The sequence below is a fragment of the Mycobacterium sp. smrl_JER01 genome (assembly GCF_048513595.2).
Classification (GTDB): domain Bacteria; phylum Actinomycetota; class Actinomycetes; order Mycobacteriales; family Mycobacteriaceae; genus Mycobacterium.
On record NZ_JBLXXK020000001.1, the window covers coordinates 4536460 to 4553037 of the forward strand.

Below are 16578 nucleotides of genomic sequence, written 5' to 3' on the forward strand. Positions count from 1 at the left end.
GTTTGCCTGCGTCAGGCTGTATTCATGCGTGCTCAGTTGTCGAGCGCAGCGGTGCGCTTCGCAGGCCGGATACGTCGTGTGTTCGCGGTGTTCGTTTTATGTGTGGTGGCGATGTCGGCCGGCTTCGCGCACGCGACCACGGCTTTGCTCGTCGGCGGCGCCGGGGAGTACGCGGTGCTGACCGACGAACAGATGGCCACCGCACTCGGCGGCTACTTCAAGGACTACACCCGGGTCAACGTGCCGTTTCCCGGCCTGCCCGACGAGTTCGAGTACACCCTGCAGGTCGGCGCGGACAATCTCTACGCCGCCGTGTACTCCACTCCCGGCCCGAAGACCATCGGAGGCGTCTCGCTGGGTGCGCCGGTGGTCATCGAGGTGCTGCGTCGGTTGAAAGACGATCCGAACGCGCCGGCCGCCGGAGAGCTCAACGCCGCCATGCACGGGGCCATGAGCCCGATCTGGTACATGTTCAGCGGAGTCAAGCGCCAGGAGATTCCTGAGACGGTGTACGACGTGATCACCGTCAGAGCCGAATACGACGGCATCGCCGACTGGCCGGACAACTGGTTCAATCCGCTGGCGGTGGTGAATGCCCTCATGGGAGCCCAGCAGTTGCACGTGGCGAGTGCGTTCTTCGACATCTCCGAGATCCCGCCGCAGTACATCACCAAGACGACGAACTCGCTGGGCGGCACCACCACGTCCATCCTGATCCCGACACCGATACTGCCGCTGCTCCGGCCGATGGCCGATCACGGAGTGTCCCCGAAGATGATCGAGTTCCTCGACAGCATCCTGCGGCCGATGGTCGACTCCGGGTACTGGCGGTTCTGGAGGAGAACTGCAGCCACCACGGTGGCGATGGCCGATTCCGATGTGACACCGACGTCGAGCGTCGCAGATCTCGTCGAGCCTGCACGCTCCGACCCGCCAGACACACCGGCGATCGATCCGGAACCCGATCCGTCGGATTCGGTGACACCTTCGGCCACGGATTCGGCCACGACCGGGACCGAGGACAGCCCTGCGCCGCCGGCCGACAGCGACCGCGGTGAGGATGCCGGCGAGGACAGCACTGCCGGCGAGGACAGTGACGCGGACCCTGCGCCATCGGATGACGCCGAGATCGGCAGCAACGGAACGGAATCCGATGAGGAAGCCTCCGTCGAGGCCGACCACACGCACGAATCCGGGGGCACCGGGGACTCGGAGTCGGCCGTCACCAACCGCGACGATGCGGATGATCCGAGCTGACCCCGGTGACTGTCAGCCGGTTGCGTTCTCGGCCGCTGTCGGGGTTCCCGATTCAGCATCGGCAGGAGCCGGATCAGACTCCGCCTCTCCCTGATCGCCGGTGGGTGTGACCTCCGATTCCAGCGCGGTCTCCTCCGCCGCTTCGGCGGTCTCCTCCGCCGGTTCGGCGGTCTCTTCCGGCGCCGCGGCAGTCTCCTCCAGCACCGCGGCAGTCTCCTCCAGCACCGGCAGGGTCTCCTCCGGCGCTGCGGCAGTCTCCTCCGGCGCTGCGGCAGTCTCATCCAACACCGGCAGCGTCTCCTCCGGCGCTGCGGCAGTCTCCACCAAGACGGCCGAAGCGGTGGCATCGTGGCCTGCGTCCACCGGCGGTATGGCTGACGGCGTCGGCGGACCGTAAGGGTCGATGGCTCCTGCATAGACCGGCGGCCCGCCGACCCCGTAAGGACTGGTTGGTTTCACGGTGTGGAACGGTCGGAGAGCGGGATTGCCGGCGAGGTAGCTGATCGCGTCATCCCAACCGGTCGGGATCGCGACGGCGAACGCAATCGCCGCGCAGATCAGATCCGGCAGATACAGGTACCTGGCCGGGGTGGGCTGCCCGGGGTTGGTGGTGCGGTCGTAGCCGGTCTCGACGAGCACCCGCAGTGGTGCGTCGAGCGCGATGGCCAGCGGCCGACCGACCACGGGTATCCACGTCAACGGGGTCAGCAGCGGCGCGATCGGAGTCGGGATCAGGTAATACGTGGTGTCCTGGTACTGGCCCTGCAGCCGCGGGGTACCGACACCGAAGTAGTTGCCGTGCACCAGAATCGTGCCGAGCATTGCGTTGGCGACGGAGAGCAGGTTCAACGGATTGGTCGGGAAGTCGGACCATCCGTCGTACTGGCGGGCGATGTCGACGGTGGTCAGCGGCTTCGGCATCGGCGAGTACGTCGCGGTGGCGCCGCTGAAGGTGACCCCAAGCACCGGAATATAGGCGCCGACAAAGCGTTCCAGAATTCCGCCGTTGGGCCGGTTCGGGTTGGCCAGCAACATGAAGTTCACGGCGGCGTCGACCGGGTGGGCGATCAGGTCCAGTTTCTGCTGCGACGCAATCGTCGCGCTTTCGGAGTACGCGTAGATCAGGTACTGCGCATCGGCCACTACCCGCGACGCCGTCACGGTGTAGGGGAAGTCAGTCACCGTGCACGCTGCACCGCGGACGCAGTCGTTGAGGTTGGCCCGGCCGACTGCGACCGATTTGTCGAACGTCATGTCGAAAAGTCCGGTGACGAACCGGAACTGCTCGGGGGTGTACACCGCGATCAGCGGGCACGGGTCGCTGCACAGCCCACTCGGGGCGATGTAGTCGGAATCGGCGCTGCCGACATAGTGGCCGATGAATCCCGGGGTGTCCTGTGGAACGCTGAGCGGATGTGACGTGCCGCCCATCAGTAGCGCGCTCGCAGCGTGGCCGACCGCTGCGGAGGCGAGTGCCAGCACGGCCGCCAGCACAGCGACGACGACCGCCGACACCGACGACCGCACGCTTCGTCGCATCACTCGCCTCACATCGCAGCGGATCAGCGATTCAGCCTTCCTCGGACTTGCTCAGTGCGCGGTCGGCGGTCCGAATCAGGTTGCGGTTGAACTGATATTGGGCCGCGACCAGCTTGTCGGCCAGTTCGATCGCCGCGTCGACCAGCTTGCTGCGCAGGGGCTGCATCGCCTCCGGTACAGCTTCGTTGACCGTGTGCCGGAAGACCCGCAGCGCCTCGGCGGCGGCGTGCTGCCCCACCTTGGCCGAGTCACGCACTTCATCCAGCAGTTCGGCGGCCGGAGATGATTCCGCCTGCTTCTCGACCACATCTGACATGTCAGGTCCTTTCGAGAGTTTCTATCGACAGCACCGACGCTATGGCCTGGGAGGAAATGCGGCTATGGACGAAAGTCCATGGATTCGCGGACCAAAAGACTTGACGCCCGGCGACGCGCAACCCGCGGGCGCGCCGCCAGTGCCAAAGGTCGACGGACGGGTTTCCTTCGGCCCTGTCCAAGCCGGGCCGGAGGGTCGAACATCAACACCCCAGCGGAAGGTGAGCACATATGTCTGTATTGATGACCGGGTTTCCCGGGTTTCTGGGCACCTCGTTGCTGCCGCGCATTCTGCAGCGCACCGAACATCCGGCGATCTGCGTCGTCCAGCAGCGCTTCGTCGAAGCCGCGAATCGGCGGTTGGCCGGGGATCCTGGGCTGCGGGAGCGAGTTCGGGTCATCGAAGGTGATATCACCACACCGGGGCTCGGTATCGATCCGCAGATTCTCACCGGGGTGACCGAGGCATGGCACCTCGCCGCGGTGTACGACCTGACGATCGATCGCGATGTCGCGTACCGGGTGAACGTCACCGGCACGGTCAACGTTCTCGATGCGCTGAACAGTTGCCCCGCCTTGCGCCGTTTGCACTATTTCAGCACCTGCTATGTCAGCGGTCGCTACGCCGGGCCGTTCAGCGAGGACGACCTGGAAGTGGGCGCGCCGTTCAACAACTTCTACGAGGAGACCAAACATCTTGCCGAAGTGGAAGTGAGACAACGGATGTCGTCCGGCATGCCGGCCACCATCTATCGGCCGTCGATCGTGGTCGGCGACAGTCGCACGGGCGAGACGCAGAAGTTCGACGGACCTTACTTCGTGATGCAATGGCTGTTGCGCCAAAGGCTGAAGGCAGTTCTGCCGGTCGTGGGCGATCCGACAACCATCCGGGTCAACCTGGTCCCCCGCGACTTCGTCATCGATGCCGTCGCTCATCTGAGCGGTTTGCCGATCTCGGAGGGCCGGACATACCAGGTGGCTGATCCACGGCCGCTGACCGTCGCCGAACTCGTCGCGGTTCTCGCCGAGGCCACCGGACGCGACGTGGTCTCGATACCGTTGCCCCGCCGACTGGCCAAGGCGTCGATCCGCCACGTGCCCGGCGTCTACCGACTGCTGCGCATGCCCGCCGAAGCGGTGGACTACTTCGCCCATCCCACCTTCTACTCGACGCAGCATCTGCTCACCGATCTCGCCGGCAGCGGGATCGAGCCGCCGTCGTTTCCGAGCTACGTCGACCGGCTGGTCGCTTTCATGCAGGCGCATCCCGACATCGGATCGGCAGCGATGTACTGAACTCTCAGGCTGCGTCGAAGGTGATGAGGTCGACGCTGAGTCGCCCCTCCAACAGGCTGAGTTTTCGGCGCACCGGCGGCCCCGGCAGGGGCGGTGCCACCGACCGGTACACCGCGCCGGTCGGGGTGTGAAACTCGGCATGGTGTTCACCGCCGGCCTCGCCGGTGGTGACAGTCCAGCCGGACGCTTCCTTGGCGTAGTTGCAGGCTTCGCAGAGCCCAAGACCGTTGACCGCGTTGGTAGGCCCGCCCCGCCGGTCGGGGTTGGCGTGATCGTGATGACGGATCCGAGCGTTGCAGAACGGGGTGCGACACGTGCGGTCGCGACGTTCGATGAGGACCGCCAGCCCCTTCGGGAAGATCCGGGCTTTCGATTCCATCGCCACCAGTTGCCCACTGCTCGGGTGCCGGTACAGCCGGCGCAGGGTGGACCGGACTTCTGCCCCGTCAGCGTGGGAGGCCTCGTCGGCGGTCAGCGCCCGGCAAAAGCCGGCCGGAACCGGACCGTAACCGTCGAGCCAGCCCAACTCGTCATCGTCACCGGCCAGCGTGGTGTCGGACATGACGAGGTTCAGCGCCACCGGCACCGGGGCATCCGCCGCCCGGCCGGTCACCCGTTCGTAGACGGTGTCGGCCATGACCTGGCCGCGCGATCGCCCGTCACCGCCTCCGTGAGTGTCGGCCGCCCGCTTACACGCGGCGTAGACAGCCACGCCCTTGTGCAGCGGTAGCCGCACGGTCAGGTACACCATGGTGTCCGAGGCCGGTCGCACGCTCACGGCACTGTCGGCGACCGCGGCGCGCGCCCGCTCGACCACCGCGGCGGCGTCCAGGCGAGCGGTGATCTGCTTGGCCTCGGCGGCGACGCGGTTGTTACCCCACCCGCGCAGCCGGGTTTGATCGGCACACAGTTCGGCGTCCAGTTCGCGGCGGTGCTCGACGGACAGACAGGCCGAGGCCTGCACGATCAGGGTCGCCCGCCATTCCGAGAGCACTCCGGCTTGCAGTGCAGCCAAGGTGTGGGGCATCTCGTGGACCAGCGCCGTGGCCAGCCCGAGATGGCGGCCGCCGAGAACGGGGGCGTCGTGGCGGGCCAGCGCGACCTCGGTGCTCAACCCTTTTCCGCGTCGGGCTTTCGGCACCCCGGCCGCCTGTTCGGCCGCGTGACGCCTGGCCGCCCACAGGGCGGTCGCGCGGGCCTGGGTGGCCGCTGCCGCCGATTTCAGCAGTTCACAGCGCTCTACCGCGGCGCGCAGCTCACTCTCCGACGCGTCGACACTGACATCGAAGTCGATATCGAACACACTTTCGAACATGAGATGGACGCTACCCCGCCCGTCCGACATCTCAGGGCGGCTGGTCGCGCGGTCATGATGCTGCCAGTGAATTACCTTCCCGCGGGGCCGATCCCGATCCACTGCCGGAGCGGATTCGCGGTCGCAGACCGTAGTCGTCCGGCCGGAGCGTCATGTCGGCGTAGCTCGCCAGATCCTGTTCGGTCCCGAGCGTGAGTTCGACGGCGGTCTTGGCCTGGAACAGCGCTATCACCGCCTGTTGGTGGTGTTCGGTTCCGAAGGACGTGAGGGCCACCGCGAGCTTGCGGTCCACGTACTGCACCGATCGCTGCAGGTCCGAGTCGGCCGGCCGCACCGGGCGGGAGTCCGTGCGCCCGGAATCGCGCCCGGAATCGCGCCCGGGCTCCGCCCGCTCCGACTGCTCCGACTGCTCCGACTGCTCGATGCCGAGTCCGCTGTACCAGCGGTACCCGAGCGCGCCGAGAACGGCCGAGCACACCGGCACGACGACGACCGTGCACAGCAGGCCGAGCGAATTGTCGAGCGCTATGGCACCTGCGATCCCGAGCAGCATCAACAGACCGGCCCCGGAGAACAACCTGACCGCCGGGGGCACCGCTTGGGCTTGACGCCACATCCTGCGGACGACGCCCGCACCGTAGCGCGCGGAACGCGCCACGAAAGCGCCGACGGACGCGGCCACCTTGACCGCGGTCCGGCCCAGGTCGTCGACATGTTTGCGGGTGACCGGCGACGTGGGCATCGACCACACCCGCTGCTGCGGCGCCGGGGCGGACCCGGTTGCGGGAGCCGCCGGCGACAGCGGCGTGGCCTCATTAGTCACATTCGCATCAGCAGTCACTTTCGTATCATCGCGCACTGACCGCGGATGGTCACCCTGGCGCGCCGATGCCCACCCCGCCGAGTCACGACGAGTCAGGAGGCGTCCCTCCGCGCCTACGCCGACGTCGACCGAGGCGCCAGGGATGGTCCTGATGCGGCCACATCTTCTCGATCTCGGCGTTGAACTCCGCGCCCAGCAGCACCGCGAACGCCGTGAGGTAAAGCCAGAGGACGACCGCGATCGGCACCGCAAACTGTGCGAAGACCGCGTCGTTCTGGATGCTCAGCGCCAGATAGGCCCGCAGGGCTGCCGAGGCGACAAGCCACAGCGCCATCGCCAACAGCGCCCCCGGGACGTCACGTCGCCACGGCGTCCGCCACGGGACACCGAGGTGGTAGAGGGTGGCCAGGCCGACGAACACCACCACGACGACACCGGGCCAGAACATCAGCTCGACGATGTGCAGCGTCGCGTCGGCGAGCGTATCGGGCAACAGCCAATCCAGGATCTGGGGACCGAACACCAGAGGAGGCAGCACCGACACCGCACCGACGAGCAAGCCGAGGGTCAGGCCCAGCGCCATCAGTCGCTGCCGCCAGCCCGGCCGCGGTCGGAGCCCGTAGGCGATGGTGATCGTCTCCAGGTACCGGTTCACCGCCCGCGATCCGGTCCAGATGGCCACGACGATGCCCGCGGACACCACTCCTCCCCGGCTGGTCGCCAGCACGGTGTCCACAGTCTGCTCGTAGGACGCGTAGGTCGGATCGGCGAGGAACGACCTCGGAATCTCGAGGATCAGCGTACGGAGCCGATCGGTGCCCTCGGGGCTGAGCCGGGCCGCGACGAAACCGAGGGACCCGACGATCGCCAGCAACAGGGCCGGCAGCGAGATCAGGGTGAACAGCGCGGCTTCGGCGGCCAGGCCCGGCACCCGGTCCTGGTATGTCGCGCGCCCGGTCCGGTAGATCAGACGGCCGCCCTGCTGGGCGGGCGTCGGCAGGCGGCGGAACTTCTCCTCGAGCTGCCGCTGTGACGAGGCGCGGATCTCCGCCGCGAATGTCGCCAGCCGCGCCCGCGGTGTGGGGTCCTCGGGTTGCGGTGGCATTACTTCGAGCGTAGAAGAGCGCCGGTCGGTGTCCGCTATCCGGCGAACTCGCGCGCCGGCAGACCGGCCACCCCGGGCCTGGCCACGAACACCGATCCCGCCGGCGGATCCTCCCCGTCGCCGAGCCCTTCCCGGGACGTGGTGATGTACAGCTCGCCGAGGTCGTGCCCGCCGAAACAGCAGGCCGTCACCTGCCGCACCGGCACCTCGACGATGTCGTCCAACTCACCGTCAGCACTGAAGCGCTGCACCACACCGTGATTGAAGACCGCGCTCCACACACCCCCGTCGGCGTCCACGGTCAGCCCGTCCGGCATCCCCCCATCGGGGATCCGCGCGAAGCATCGCCGGTTGTGCAGCCCGGTATCCGGGTCATAGTCGAACACGTCGATGCGCCGGTTGGGCGTGTCGTTGTAGTAGGCACGGCTGCCGTCGGGGCTCCAGTCCAGTCCGTTGGAAACCGTGATGCCGTCGAGGACTTCGCTGCTCGACCCGTCCGGGTCGAGCCGGAACAGTCTCCCGAGCGGCGTTTCCTGGTCGTAGGACATCGACCCGCAGTAGAAGCGGCCGTCCGGGTCACAGGACCCCTCGTTCATCCGTGTGTCGCCGGATTGCCAGAGCGGCGGCAGACGGGTCAACTCGCCTTCGGGCCCCTCCAGGACGAACCCACGCTCGACGCCGATCACCGCGCCGCCGTCCCGGCGCGGCCGAACCGCGGCGACGATGTCGCCGACGTGCGTGCGGCCCACCTGGGATTGACCGTCCAGGGAAAGGATGTCGCCGGCCAGCATGTCCAGCCAGCGCAGACCACCCCACCGGGGCGACCACACCGGGCCCTCGGCGTGATAGGCCAACGGGTCGGTGAGCTGTTCAGCGCGCATTGGTCGCTGCCGTTCGCAGTTGGGGAAGTACCTGCGCACCGAAGGTGTCGATGAACCGACCCTGTTCGGTACCGACGTGATGCAGATACACCTCGTCGAACCCGAGGTCGATGTAATTGTGCAGTCTCTCGGCGTGGGACCCGGTGTCCGAGGAGATCAGCACCGCGTCCTCCACGGCGGCCGCCAGGTCGTCACCCAGAGATGCGGCGCGGTCCTCGAAGTCCTCCGGTGCGCCCAACCCGCCCATCACGGGAGGATCGAAAACGTTGGTCCCCCATTGTTCTCGAGCCAGGGCCGCCGCCTCGTCGCGGTTCGGCGCCCAGCTCAGGTGCACCTGCAACATCGCCGGACCGCGGCCGCCGTTGTCCCGGTATGCCTGAAGCACCGCACGGGTCTCGCCGATGGGCTGGTTGATGGTGATGAGCCCGTCGTAGCGGCCGGCGAACCGCCCGGCCGTTTCGGGGGTGAGCGCCGGTAGGTACAGCGGCGGCCGTTGCGGCGGCCGGTCCCAGACCCTGGCCTTGTCCGCCGGTACCGGCCCGTCCCGGGTCACGACACCTCCGTCGAGCATCTCGGCGACCATGTCGAAGCTCTCGGCCAGAATCTGCTGGCGAGTCTCCTTGTCCGGCCAGGGCTTTCCGGTGATGCGTTCGTTGACGTGCTCACCGCTGCCGAGCGCGGCCCACACCCGGTCGGGAAACATGACACCCAGCGTCCCCAACGCCTGCGCGATGACGGCCGGGTGGTAGCGATATCCGGCGCTGGTCACCAGACCGAACCGCAGCCGCGTGGTGGCCAGTGCCGCCCCGAGCCACGACCACGCGAACCCGGAGTGACCCTGGGCATGTGACCACGGCTCGATGTGGTCCGAGCACATCGCCGCGTCGAACCCGGCCTGCTCGGCGTGCTGGACGTCCAAGAGCAGTCGCCGCGGGTCGATCTGCTCGTGGGAGGCGTGAAATCCGATGACCGTCACTGTGTTTCCTCTCTGCACTCAGTACTTGCCGATGATCGACAGGGCGGCGGTCATCAGGGCCAGATGACTGAGCGCCTGGGGTGCGTTACCGAGAAACGACATGTCGTCGGCGTCGATCATCTCGGTGAACAGCCCGACGTCGTTGGACAGCGGCACCAGTCGGTCCATCAGTTCCCACGCTTCGTCACGGCGGCCCACCTCGGCGAGGGCGGCCGCTGCCCAGAACGCGCACGCGACGAAGGTGCCCTCCTCCTTCTCCGCGCCGCTGTAGCGGTACAGAAGGTCGCCCGCGCCGAGTTCCCGGCGCACCGCGTCGATCGTCGCGGACATCCGCGGCCCCCGATCGAAACCGCCGACGGCATGCAGGATCACCGACGCATCCAGTTTCTCGGTGCCGGGATACCATACGTAGCTTTGCTTTTCGTCGGACCAGCAGTTCTCCGCCACCCAGCGACGGATCAGCTGGGCTTCGCTGCGCCACCGGTCGTCCTCACCCTTGATGTGTCCGCCCTCAGCCAGTTTCACCGCGCAGTCCAGCGCATGCCCACAGCCCATCTTCGAGCTGGTGTAGTGACGTTCGGTGGGCAGCTCCCAGATTCCGGCGTCGCGGGACCGCCACACGTCGCAGGTGTGGTCGGCGATCGCGGCGAGCACCCGAGCGGTGGGGACGTCGAGCACGTTGCCGCCTTCGACGTACAGAGCGACCATGTCGAACAGGTCCCCGAACACCCCGAGCTGCAACTGGCCCGCGGCATCGTTACCGACGACGACCGGGCCGATGCCGCACCAGCCGAGAGCGTCGACACGCCGTTCCTCGCTGGGCCGGCGACCGTCGAGATGGGTGAACACCTCCGGGTCGGGACCCTGTGCCGAAATGGTCCGCAGCAACCAGCTGACGGCGCCGTGCACCTCTTCGCTCTCGCCGAAGCGGATCAAGGTGTGCAGCGTGTAGGCGGCATCGCGGATCCAGGCGAACCGGTAATCCCAGTTCTTGTTGCCGCTTCGGCTCTCCGGCAGCGACGTGGTGGCGGCGGCGCTGATCGCACCGGTGTCGACATGGGTCAGCAGCCGCAGCGTCAGAGCGCTGCGGAACACCGCGTCCGCCCACGGTCCCGTGTAGTCCAGCTCGTCGGTCCAGGTCCGCCAGTACTCCGCGGTCCGGTCGATACCGCGGTTGACGTCGTCGGGGTCCGGCAGCGGCAGCGGCTCCCCCTCGCTCGACAGCACCGCAATCAGCTGTGCCGCGCCGGGCCGCGCGGTGAAGCTACCGGAGATGTCGCGATCGGCGACCACACAGTCACCGGCGTCGATCAATCGCAGACCCAGGGTCACCTCGCCCACCCGGATCACCGGCCCGAACGGAGTCTGCTGTATCCACGGAGATGCCGATCCGAACCGGTCGCCGGGCGCCACCCGCCAGCACATCGGCACCGAGCCCTCCAGACCCTCGACACGGCGAGCGAGCTCACCCCAGGGCAGCCGGCCGCCGACGCCGGTGTTCAGCGAATCGGTGATCCGAACCCGACCCGACGAGGTGGTGTAGGTGCTGGTCAAGATGTTGGTGCCGGGCAGGTACGCGCGCGACACCGTGAACGGGTCGGTCGGGCACAGCTCGACGGCTCCACCGTGCTGCGCATCCAGCAGACGGGCGAACACCGGCGGCGAGTCGATCCGCGGCACCGGATACCAGTCGATTGAGCCGTCCCGCGCCACCAACGCCACCGACCGGCCATCGCCGATGGCGGCATAGGAGCGCAGCGCGACATAACCGTCCAGACGCAGCGTGGTGTCCTCACGAACGCGGTGATCGGGCTGCATGCAGGACGTTCCCCTGGGGTATCGAGCGCGCGGCGGCCGTCGCCGCGCCGGTTTCCGGCGGACGACACACCCGTACCCAGGAAGTTCACAGAAAAACGTACAACCTCACAGCCGGAGTGTGGCCGCGGTGATAACCAGGCAACACCGATGCATAGGCGTCGTCGCCGATCGGCAATATTGGCCAGGGATACCTGGGAAGACCACACTTCCGGAAGGTGCCCTGATGTCCTATGTGAGTCCCACGGACTTCGTCGGCAAGATGATCGACGCCGGCGCGGCCAAAGCCACGATGTCCACCCGCGACACGCTGATCCGCGCTTTCATGGCCGGCGCGATCCTCGCGCTGGCCGCGGCGTTCGCGGTCACGGTCACGGTGCAGACCGGTAATGCGTTGCTCGGCGCGGTGCTGTTCCCGGTGGGCTTCTGCCTGCTGTATCTGCTCGGTTTCGACCTGCTGACCGGCGTGTTCACCCTGGTGCCCCTGGCGCTGCTGGACAAGCGCCGCGGTGTGACAGTCCGGTCGATGCTGCGCAACTGGGGCTGGGTGTTCCTCGGCAACTTCGCCGGCGCGATCACCGTCGCGGTGATGATGGCGATCGTCTTCACCTACGGGTTCAGCGTCGATCCCAACGAAGTCGGCGTGCGGTTGGGCGAGATCGGGCACAGCCGCACCGTCGGTTACGCCGAGCACGGTGCCGCCGGCATGCTGACCCTGTTCATCCGCGGCGTGTTGTGCAACTGGATGGTGTCCACCGGAGTGGTCGCGGCGATGATGTCGACCAGCGTGTCGGGCAAGGTGATCGCGATGTGGATGCCGATCATGTTGTTCTTCTACATGGGCTTCGAGCACTCGATCGTCAACATGTTCCTGTTCCCGTCGGGTTTGATGCTCGGCGGTGACTTCTCCATCGGCGACTACCTGATCTGGAACGAAATACCGACTGTGATAGGAAATCTCGTCGGTGGCCTGGCCTTTGTGGGTTTGACGTTGTTCGCCACCCACGCCCGCACCGGCGCGTCCCGGCTGGCTGTGCCTGATGGCCTGGATGCCACCCCGAAGCGTGAAGGAGCCAACGTATGACCCCGATCATGTCCAAATCCGAAGCCGCCCAACTGATCACCGCGGCCCGCATCCGTAAGGAACTCACCTGGGCCGACATCGCCGACACGGTCGACGCCCCGCTGGTGTGGTGTGTCGCCGCACTCCTCGGCCAGCATCCGATGACGGCGGTCCAGGCCGATGCGGTGTGCGCCATGCTGGACCTGGACTCCGCTGTCGCCGAGAGCCTGCAGCTGCAGCCGGCGCGCGGTATCGACCCGGCACTGCTGTCTGATCCCACCATCTACCGCTTCCAGGAGGCGCTGGCGGTGTACGGGCCGGCGCTCAAGGAGCTCATCCACGAGGAGTTCGGTGACGGCATCATGAGCGCGATCAACTTCAAGGTCGACATCGCGCGGCGGGCGCATCCCGACGGGGACCGGGTGGTGGTGACCTTCGACGGGAAGTTCCTCGATTACCGGTGGTGAGGGGCCTGACGCTGTTCGCCGGGGTGCAGGCCGCGCCCGCGAGTCCCGCCCCGAGGGCAGCAACGCGTGGTGATGCCATGTTCGCGGGGGTAACCGGGGGCTACCTTTGTCCCGATGCGTATCGCGGTGGTGGAGGACGACGACGGCGTCGGTGAGGCATTGGTCGATGCCCTGGCCGAAGTCGGCCATTCCCCGGTACGGATGCGCCGCGGCGCTGATCTGCTGCTCGGACACCGCGACGTGGACCTGGTGCTGCTCGACCTCGGCCTGCCCGACACCGACGGGATGACCGTGCTGCGCCAGCTGCGGGTGGTCAGCCAGATCCCCGTCGTGGTGCTGACCGCCCGCGACGACGAGCGTTCGGTGGTGCGCGCCCTGCGTGGCGGTGCCGATGACTACGTGGTCAAGCCCGCACGCCTCGGTGAGCTGCGGGCCCGTATCGAGGTCGCCGCCCGCCGGCGCGGCGCGGCAGCCGACGCCGAACCCGACACCGTCGAGTCCGGCGACATCGTGGTCGAACTCAACGCCCGCCGGGTCGAGGTCGCCGGCGAGGAGATCCCGCTGGCTCCCAAAGAGTTCGAGGTCCTCGCCTATCTGGTGGCCCGCCGCGGCGAGGCGGTCAGCCGCCAGGAGTTGATGGACGCCATCTGGGGTGACGCCTACGTGGCGATCTCGCGCAGTCTCGATGTGCACATGACCTCGTTGCGCGCCAAGCTGGGCCGACCGGAAGCCATCGCGACCATCCGCGGATACGGCTACCGGTGGAGTTCCTGACATGTGGCGGCGCGTCCTGCTGGTCCTGGTCATCTACTCCACGATTGCCGTCATCGGTTTGGCGGTGCCTCTCGCGGTCACGTTGAGCCGCGAGCGGCTGCAGCGGTTCGGCGAGAACAGGTTCGCCGCGGCATCGCATTTCGCGAGTCTGGCCGCGCGCCAGGACTACTTCCACGACACCGATCTGCAACAGGCACTCGACCGCTACTACGCCCTCTACGGCGAACCCGTCGTCATCGTCGATCGGACCGGCGCACCACGGGCATCGGCGGGGGCCGGCATGAGCTCTGACGATGTCGACAACGCCGTCTCCGAAGCGTTGCGCAATCAGCGTAGCCGCGTCCCGGACACTCTGACGCCGTGGTCACCGGCACAGGTGCTGATCGCCGTTCCTGTCGGGACCGGCACGCAGGTGGACGGCGCCGTGGTGCTGGCCGCGTCCACCGCAGCCGCCAAAGGCGACGTCACCCGAGCGTGGCTGTTGATCGTGGCCGGTGCGGTCGCCCTGCTGGCCGTGGCGTCGTCGATCGCATTCACGCTGTCGCGCTGGACAGTTCGCCCACTGACCGAACTGTCTGCCCGGGTGTCCTCGCTGGGCCACCGCGTTCTCGACCACACCCCCGCAGGCGCTGCCGACGCCGACAGAAGCACCGGCACCGGCGGTCGATACGCGGGGCCGCAAGAGGTGCGCAGGCTCTCCGCGGTGTTCGACGCCATGGCCCGTGACGTAGAGACCGCCGCGGTCGCGCAGCGGCGGCTGGTCGCCGATTCCGCCCATGCGCTCCGAAATCCGCTTGCGGCATTGCGGATTCGCCTCGACACCCTGGGCATGGCACTGCCGGAGTCGTCGGCGGCCGCGCACCACAAAGCGACCGTGGAGGTCGATCGACTTGAGGGCATCGTCGCCGACCTGCTCGCGTTGGCCACCGCCGAGACCAGGCCCGACCGTGACAGCGAGAGCCCGGTCACCGATGTGGGCGCGGTGATCGCCGATCGGCACGAGTTCTGGGCGGCCGCATTGACCGAGGCAGGAATCGCATCCGGTAACCAGACCAGCCACGACGGTGCGCTCTGCGCGGCGATCCCGGAAAGCGACCTCACCCAGATTCTCGACATCGTGTTGAGCAACGCGCTGCACTATGCCGGCGCCGGCAGCCGGGTCGACCTCGGTGCGCGACGCAGCGGTCCGGACGTCGCGGTGTGGGTGCAGGACGACGGCCGCGGGGTTTCCGATGCGGACCTACCGATGATCGCCACCCGGTTCTTCCGCGCCGCCAACACCGTCGGCCAGGGCACCGGCCTGGGACTGTCCATCGCGCGGGCCCTGGCCGAACGCTCCGGCGGGGCGTTCGACGTGGGCGCGAGCAGCAGCGGCGGACTGCGCGTCAGCCTCCGCCTGCCCGCTGCCGACCGCGCAGAACAGGATTCGTCCTAAGGGAGTGTTAGGGATCGCGCCCGCGCCTTCCGAAGACCGTGTGACTGCCTTCACAGTGGGTGGGCGACGGCGACGTCGGTGACCCTGGTCCCGCCAGGTCCCACCCGGGCCCGCCGCGGACAAGGAGGGAACAATCATGACCAGTTCGGCCATCCGGGAACCGGTAGGCGGCGGAAGCGGTTCCGCGACGGCCGTCTCCTCGCCGGCAGCCACCCGCCGCGCCGTGTTCAACACGTTGCGCGGATCATCGGGCAATCTCGTCGAGTGGTACGACGTCTACGTCTACACAGTGTTCGCCACCTATTTCGAAAGCCAGTTCTTCGATTCGGCGGACAAGAACTCGACCATCTACGTCTACGCGATCTTCGCGGTCACCTTCCTGATGCGACCGGTGGGGTCCTGGTTCTTCGGCCGTTTCGCCGACCGGCGGGGACGGCGTGCGGCACTGACGTTCAGCGTGTCGATGATGGCCGCCTGCTCACTGGTGATCGCCTTGACGCCGGGCCGGGAGAGCATCGGCGTATGGGCGGCGGTCATCCTGGTGCTGTGCCGCCTGGTTCAAGGTTTCGCCACCGGCGGCGAGTACGGGGCCTCGGCGACGTACATGTCCGAGGCCGCCACCCGTGAACGACGCGGATTCTTCTCGTCCTTCCAGTACGTGACCCTCGTCGGCGGCCATGTGCTGGCACAGTTGACCCTGCTGGTGATGCAGGTGTTCCTCGACCGTGAGCAGATTCAGGAGTTCGGTTGGCGCATCGCCTTTTTGATCGGCGGCGTGGCCGCGGTGGTGGTGTTCTGGCTGCGGCGCAGCATGGACGAATCGTTGACCGCAGAACAACTCGATGCGGTGCGCCGCGGTGAGGACCACGGGTCGGGATCCATCCGCGAGCTGGTGACCCGGCACTGGCGGGCGCTGCTCATCTGCTTCGCCGTCACCATCGGTGGCACCATCGCGTTCTACACCTACAGCGTCAACGCGCCGGCCATCGTCAAGACGACCTACGAGGACCACGGCATGACGGCGACCTGGATCAACCTCATCGGGTTGACCTTCCTGATGGTCATCCAGCCGATCGGCGGGCTGATCAGCGACAAGGTGGGCCGCAAACCCGTGCTGGTGTTCTTCGGGTTCGGCGCGCTGATCTACACCTGGGTGCTGATCACCTTCCTGCCCCAAACTACCTCGGTGGCAGCCTCTCTGACACTGGTCTGCGTCGGCTACGTGATCCTGACCGGGTACACGTCGATCAACGCGATCGTGAAGGCCGAGCTGTTCCCGTCGCACGTGCGCGCACTCGGCGTGGGTCTGGGCTACGCGCTGGCCAATTCGGCCTTCGGCGGCACCGCACCGCTGATCTACCAGGCCGCCAAGGGCGGCGGTCATGTGCCCTTGTTCATCGGCTACGTCACCGTCGTGATCGCGGTGTCGCTGTTCGTGTACCTGTTCATCCTGAAGAACAAGTCCGAGACCGCACTCGACCGCGAACAGGGCCGTGCATTCGTGTGATGCGCCGAGA

15 protein-coding genes are annotated in these 16578 nt (G+C 67.4%); 7 read left to right on the forward strand and 8 right to left on the reverse strand.

Annotated features, from left to right (window positions below; all coding sequences use genetic code 11):
• Positions 1–24 precede the first annotated feature (24 nt).
• Positions 25–1257: a PE-PPE domain-containing protein gene (locus tag ACNUDN_RS21140; RefSeq protein ID WP_419123717.1), complete on the forward strand. Its 1233-nt coding sequence runs from the start codon at positions 25–27 to the stop codon at positions 1255–1257.
• 12 nt (positions 1258–1269) lie between these two features.
• Here the strand turns inward: ACNUDN_RS21140 and ACNUDN_RS21145 are convergent, their stop codons facing one another.
• A complete protein-coding gene (locus tag ACNUDN_RS21145; RefSeq protein WP_419125248.1) occupies positions 1270–2796 on the reverse strand; it encodes a PE-PPE domain-containing protein in 1527 nt (508 codons plus the stop codon).
• Positions 2797–2827: 31 nt separating this feature from the next.
• Positions 2828–3112, reverse strand: a complete 285-nt coding sequence (locus tag ACNUDN_RS21150; RefSeq protein ID WP_419123718.1) for a hypothetical protein — start codon at positions 3110–3112, stop codon at positions 2828–2830.
• A 230-nt stretch (positions 3113–3342) separates the two neighbouring features.
• On the opposite strand from ACNUDN_RS21150, the gene ACNUDN_RS21155 reads away from it, so the two are divergent.
• Positions 3343–4407, forward strand: a complete 1065-nt coding sequence (locus tag ACNUDN_RS21155; protein ID WP_419123719.1) for an SDR family oxidoreductase — start codon at positions 3343–3345, stop codon at positions 4405–4407.
• 4 nt (positions 4408–4411) lie between these two features.
• Here ACNUDN_RS21155 and ACNUDN_RS21160 read toward each other — a convergent pair whose 3' ends face one another.
• The 6 genes from ACNUDN_RS21160 to ACNUDN_RS21185 all read right to left on the reverse strand — a co-directional run bounded on the left by ACNUDN_RS21160 (position 4412) and on the right by ACNUDN_RS21185 (position 11325).
• Entirely contained in the window at positions 4412–5722 is a 1311-nt protein-coding gene (locus ACNUDN_RS21160) for an HNH endonuclease signature motif containing protein (protein ID WP_419123720.1), read from the reverse strand.
• A 52-nt stretch (positions 5723–5774) separates the two neighbouring features.
• Complete coding sequence (locus ACNUDN_RS21165) at positions 5775–6563, reverse strand: hypothetical protein (RefSeq protein WP_419123721.1); 789 nt, start codon at positions 6561–6563, stop codon at positions 5775–5777.
• A gap of 64 nt (positions 6564–6627) precedes the next feature.
• Positions 6628–7650 carry a YihY/virulence factor BrkB family protein gene (locus tag ACNUDN_RS21170; RefSeq protein ID WP_419123722.1) on the reverse strand — a complete coding sequence of 341 codons (1023 nt, stop codon included), beginning with the start codon at positions 7648–7650 and terminating at the stop codon, positions 6628–6630.
• Between the two features lie 35 nt (positions 7651–7685).
• A complete protein-coding gene (locus tag ACNUDN_RS21175) occupies positions 7686–8531 on the reverse strand; it encodes an SMP-30/gluconolactonase/LRE family protein (protein ID WP_419123723.1) in 846 nt (281 codons plus the stop codon).
• Positions 8521–9507: a TIGR03885 family FMN-dependent LLM class oxidoreductase gene (locus ACNUDN_RS21180; RefSeq protein WP_419123724.1), complete on the reverse strand. Its 987-nt coding sequence runs from the start codon at positions 9505–9507 to the stop codon at positions 8521–8523. Before ACNUDN_RS21180 ends, ACNUDN_RS21175 begins: the two co-directional genes overlap by 11 nt.
• Before the next feature lie 18 nt (positions 9508–9525).
• Positions 9526–11325: a glycoside hydrolase family 15 protein gene (locus ACNUDN_RS21185; RefSeq protein WP_419123725.1), complete on the reverse strand. Its 1800-nt coding sequence runs from the start codon at positions 11323–11325 to the stop codon at positions 9526–9528.
• A 223-nt stretch (positions 11326–11548) separates the two neighbouring features.
• On the opposite strand from ACNUDN_RS21185, the gene ACNUDN_RS21190 reads away from it, so the two are divergent.
• The 5 genes from ACNUDN_RS21190 (at position 11549) to ACNUDN_RS21210 (ending at position 16568) form a co-directional block, all read left to right on the forward strand.
• Positions 11549–12406: a formate/nitrite transporter family protein gene (locus ACNUDN_RS21190; RefSeq protein WP_419123726.1), complete on the forward strand. Its 858-nt coding sequence runs from the start codon at positions 11549–11551 to the stop codon at positions 12404–12406.
• Positions 12403–12852 carry a cyanase gene (gene cynS / locus ACNUDN_RS21195; RefSeq protein ID WP_419123727.1) on the forward strand — a complete coding sequence of 150 codons (450 nt, stop codon included), beginning with the start codon at positions 12403–12405 and terminating at the stop codon, positions 12850–12852. The genes ACNUDN_RS21190 and cynS overlap by 4 nt, the downstream gene beginning before the upstream one ends.
• A gap of 114 nt (positions 12853–12966) precedes the next feature.
• A complete protein-coding gene (locus tag ACNUDN_RS21200; RefSeq protein WP_419123728.1) occupies positions 12967–13626 on the forward strand; it encodes a response regulator transcription factor in 660 nt (219 codons plus the stop codon).
• A 1-nt stretch (position 13627) separates the two neighbouring features.
• Positions 13628–15061 carry a sensor histidine kinase gene (locus ACNUDN_RS21205; protein WP_419123729.1) on the forward strand — a complete coding sequence of 478 codons (1434 nt, stop codon included), beginning with the start codon at positions 13628–13630 and terminating at the stop codon, positions 15059–15061.
• Between the two features lie 136 nt (positions 15062–15197).
• Positions 15198–16568 carry an MFS transporter gene (locus tag ACNUDN_RS21210; protein ID WP_419123730.1) on the forward strand — a complete coding sequence of 457 codons (1371 nt, stop codon included), beginning with the start codon at positions 15198–15200 and terminating at the stop codon, positions 16566–16568.
• Positions 16569–16578 lie beyond the last annotated feature (10 nt).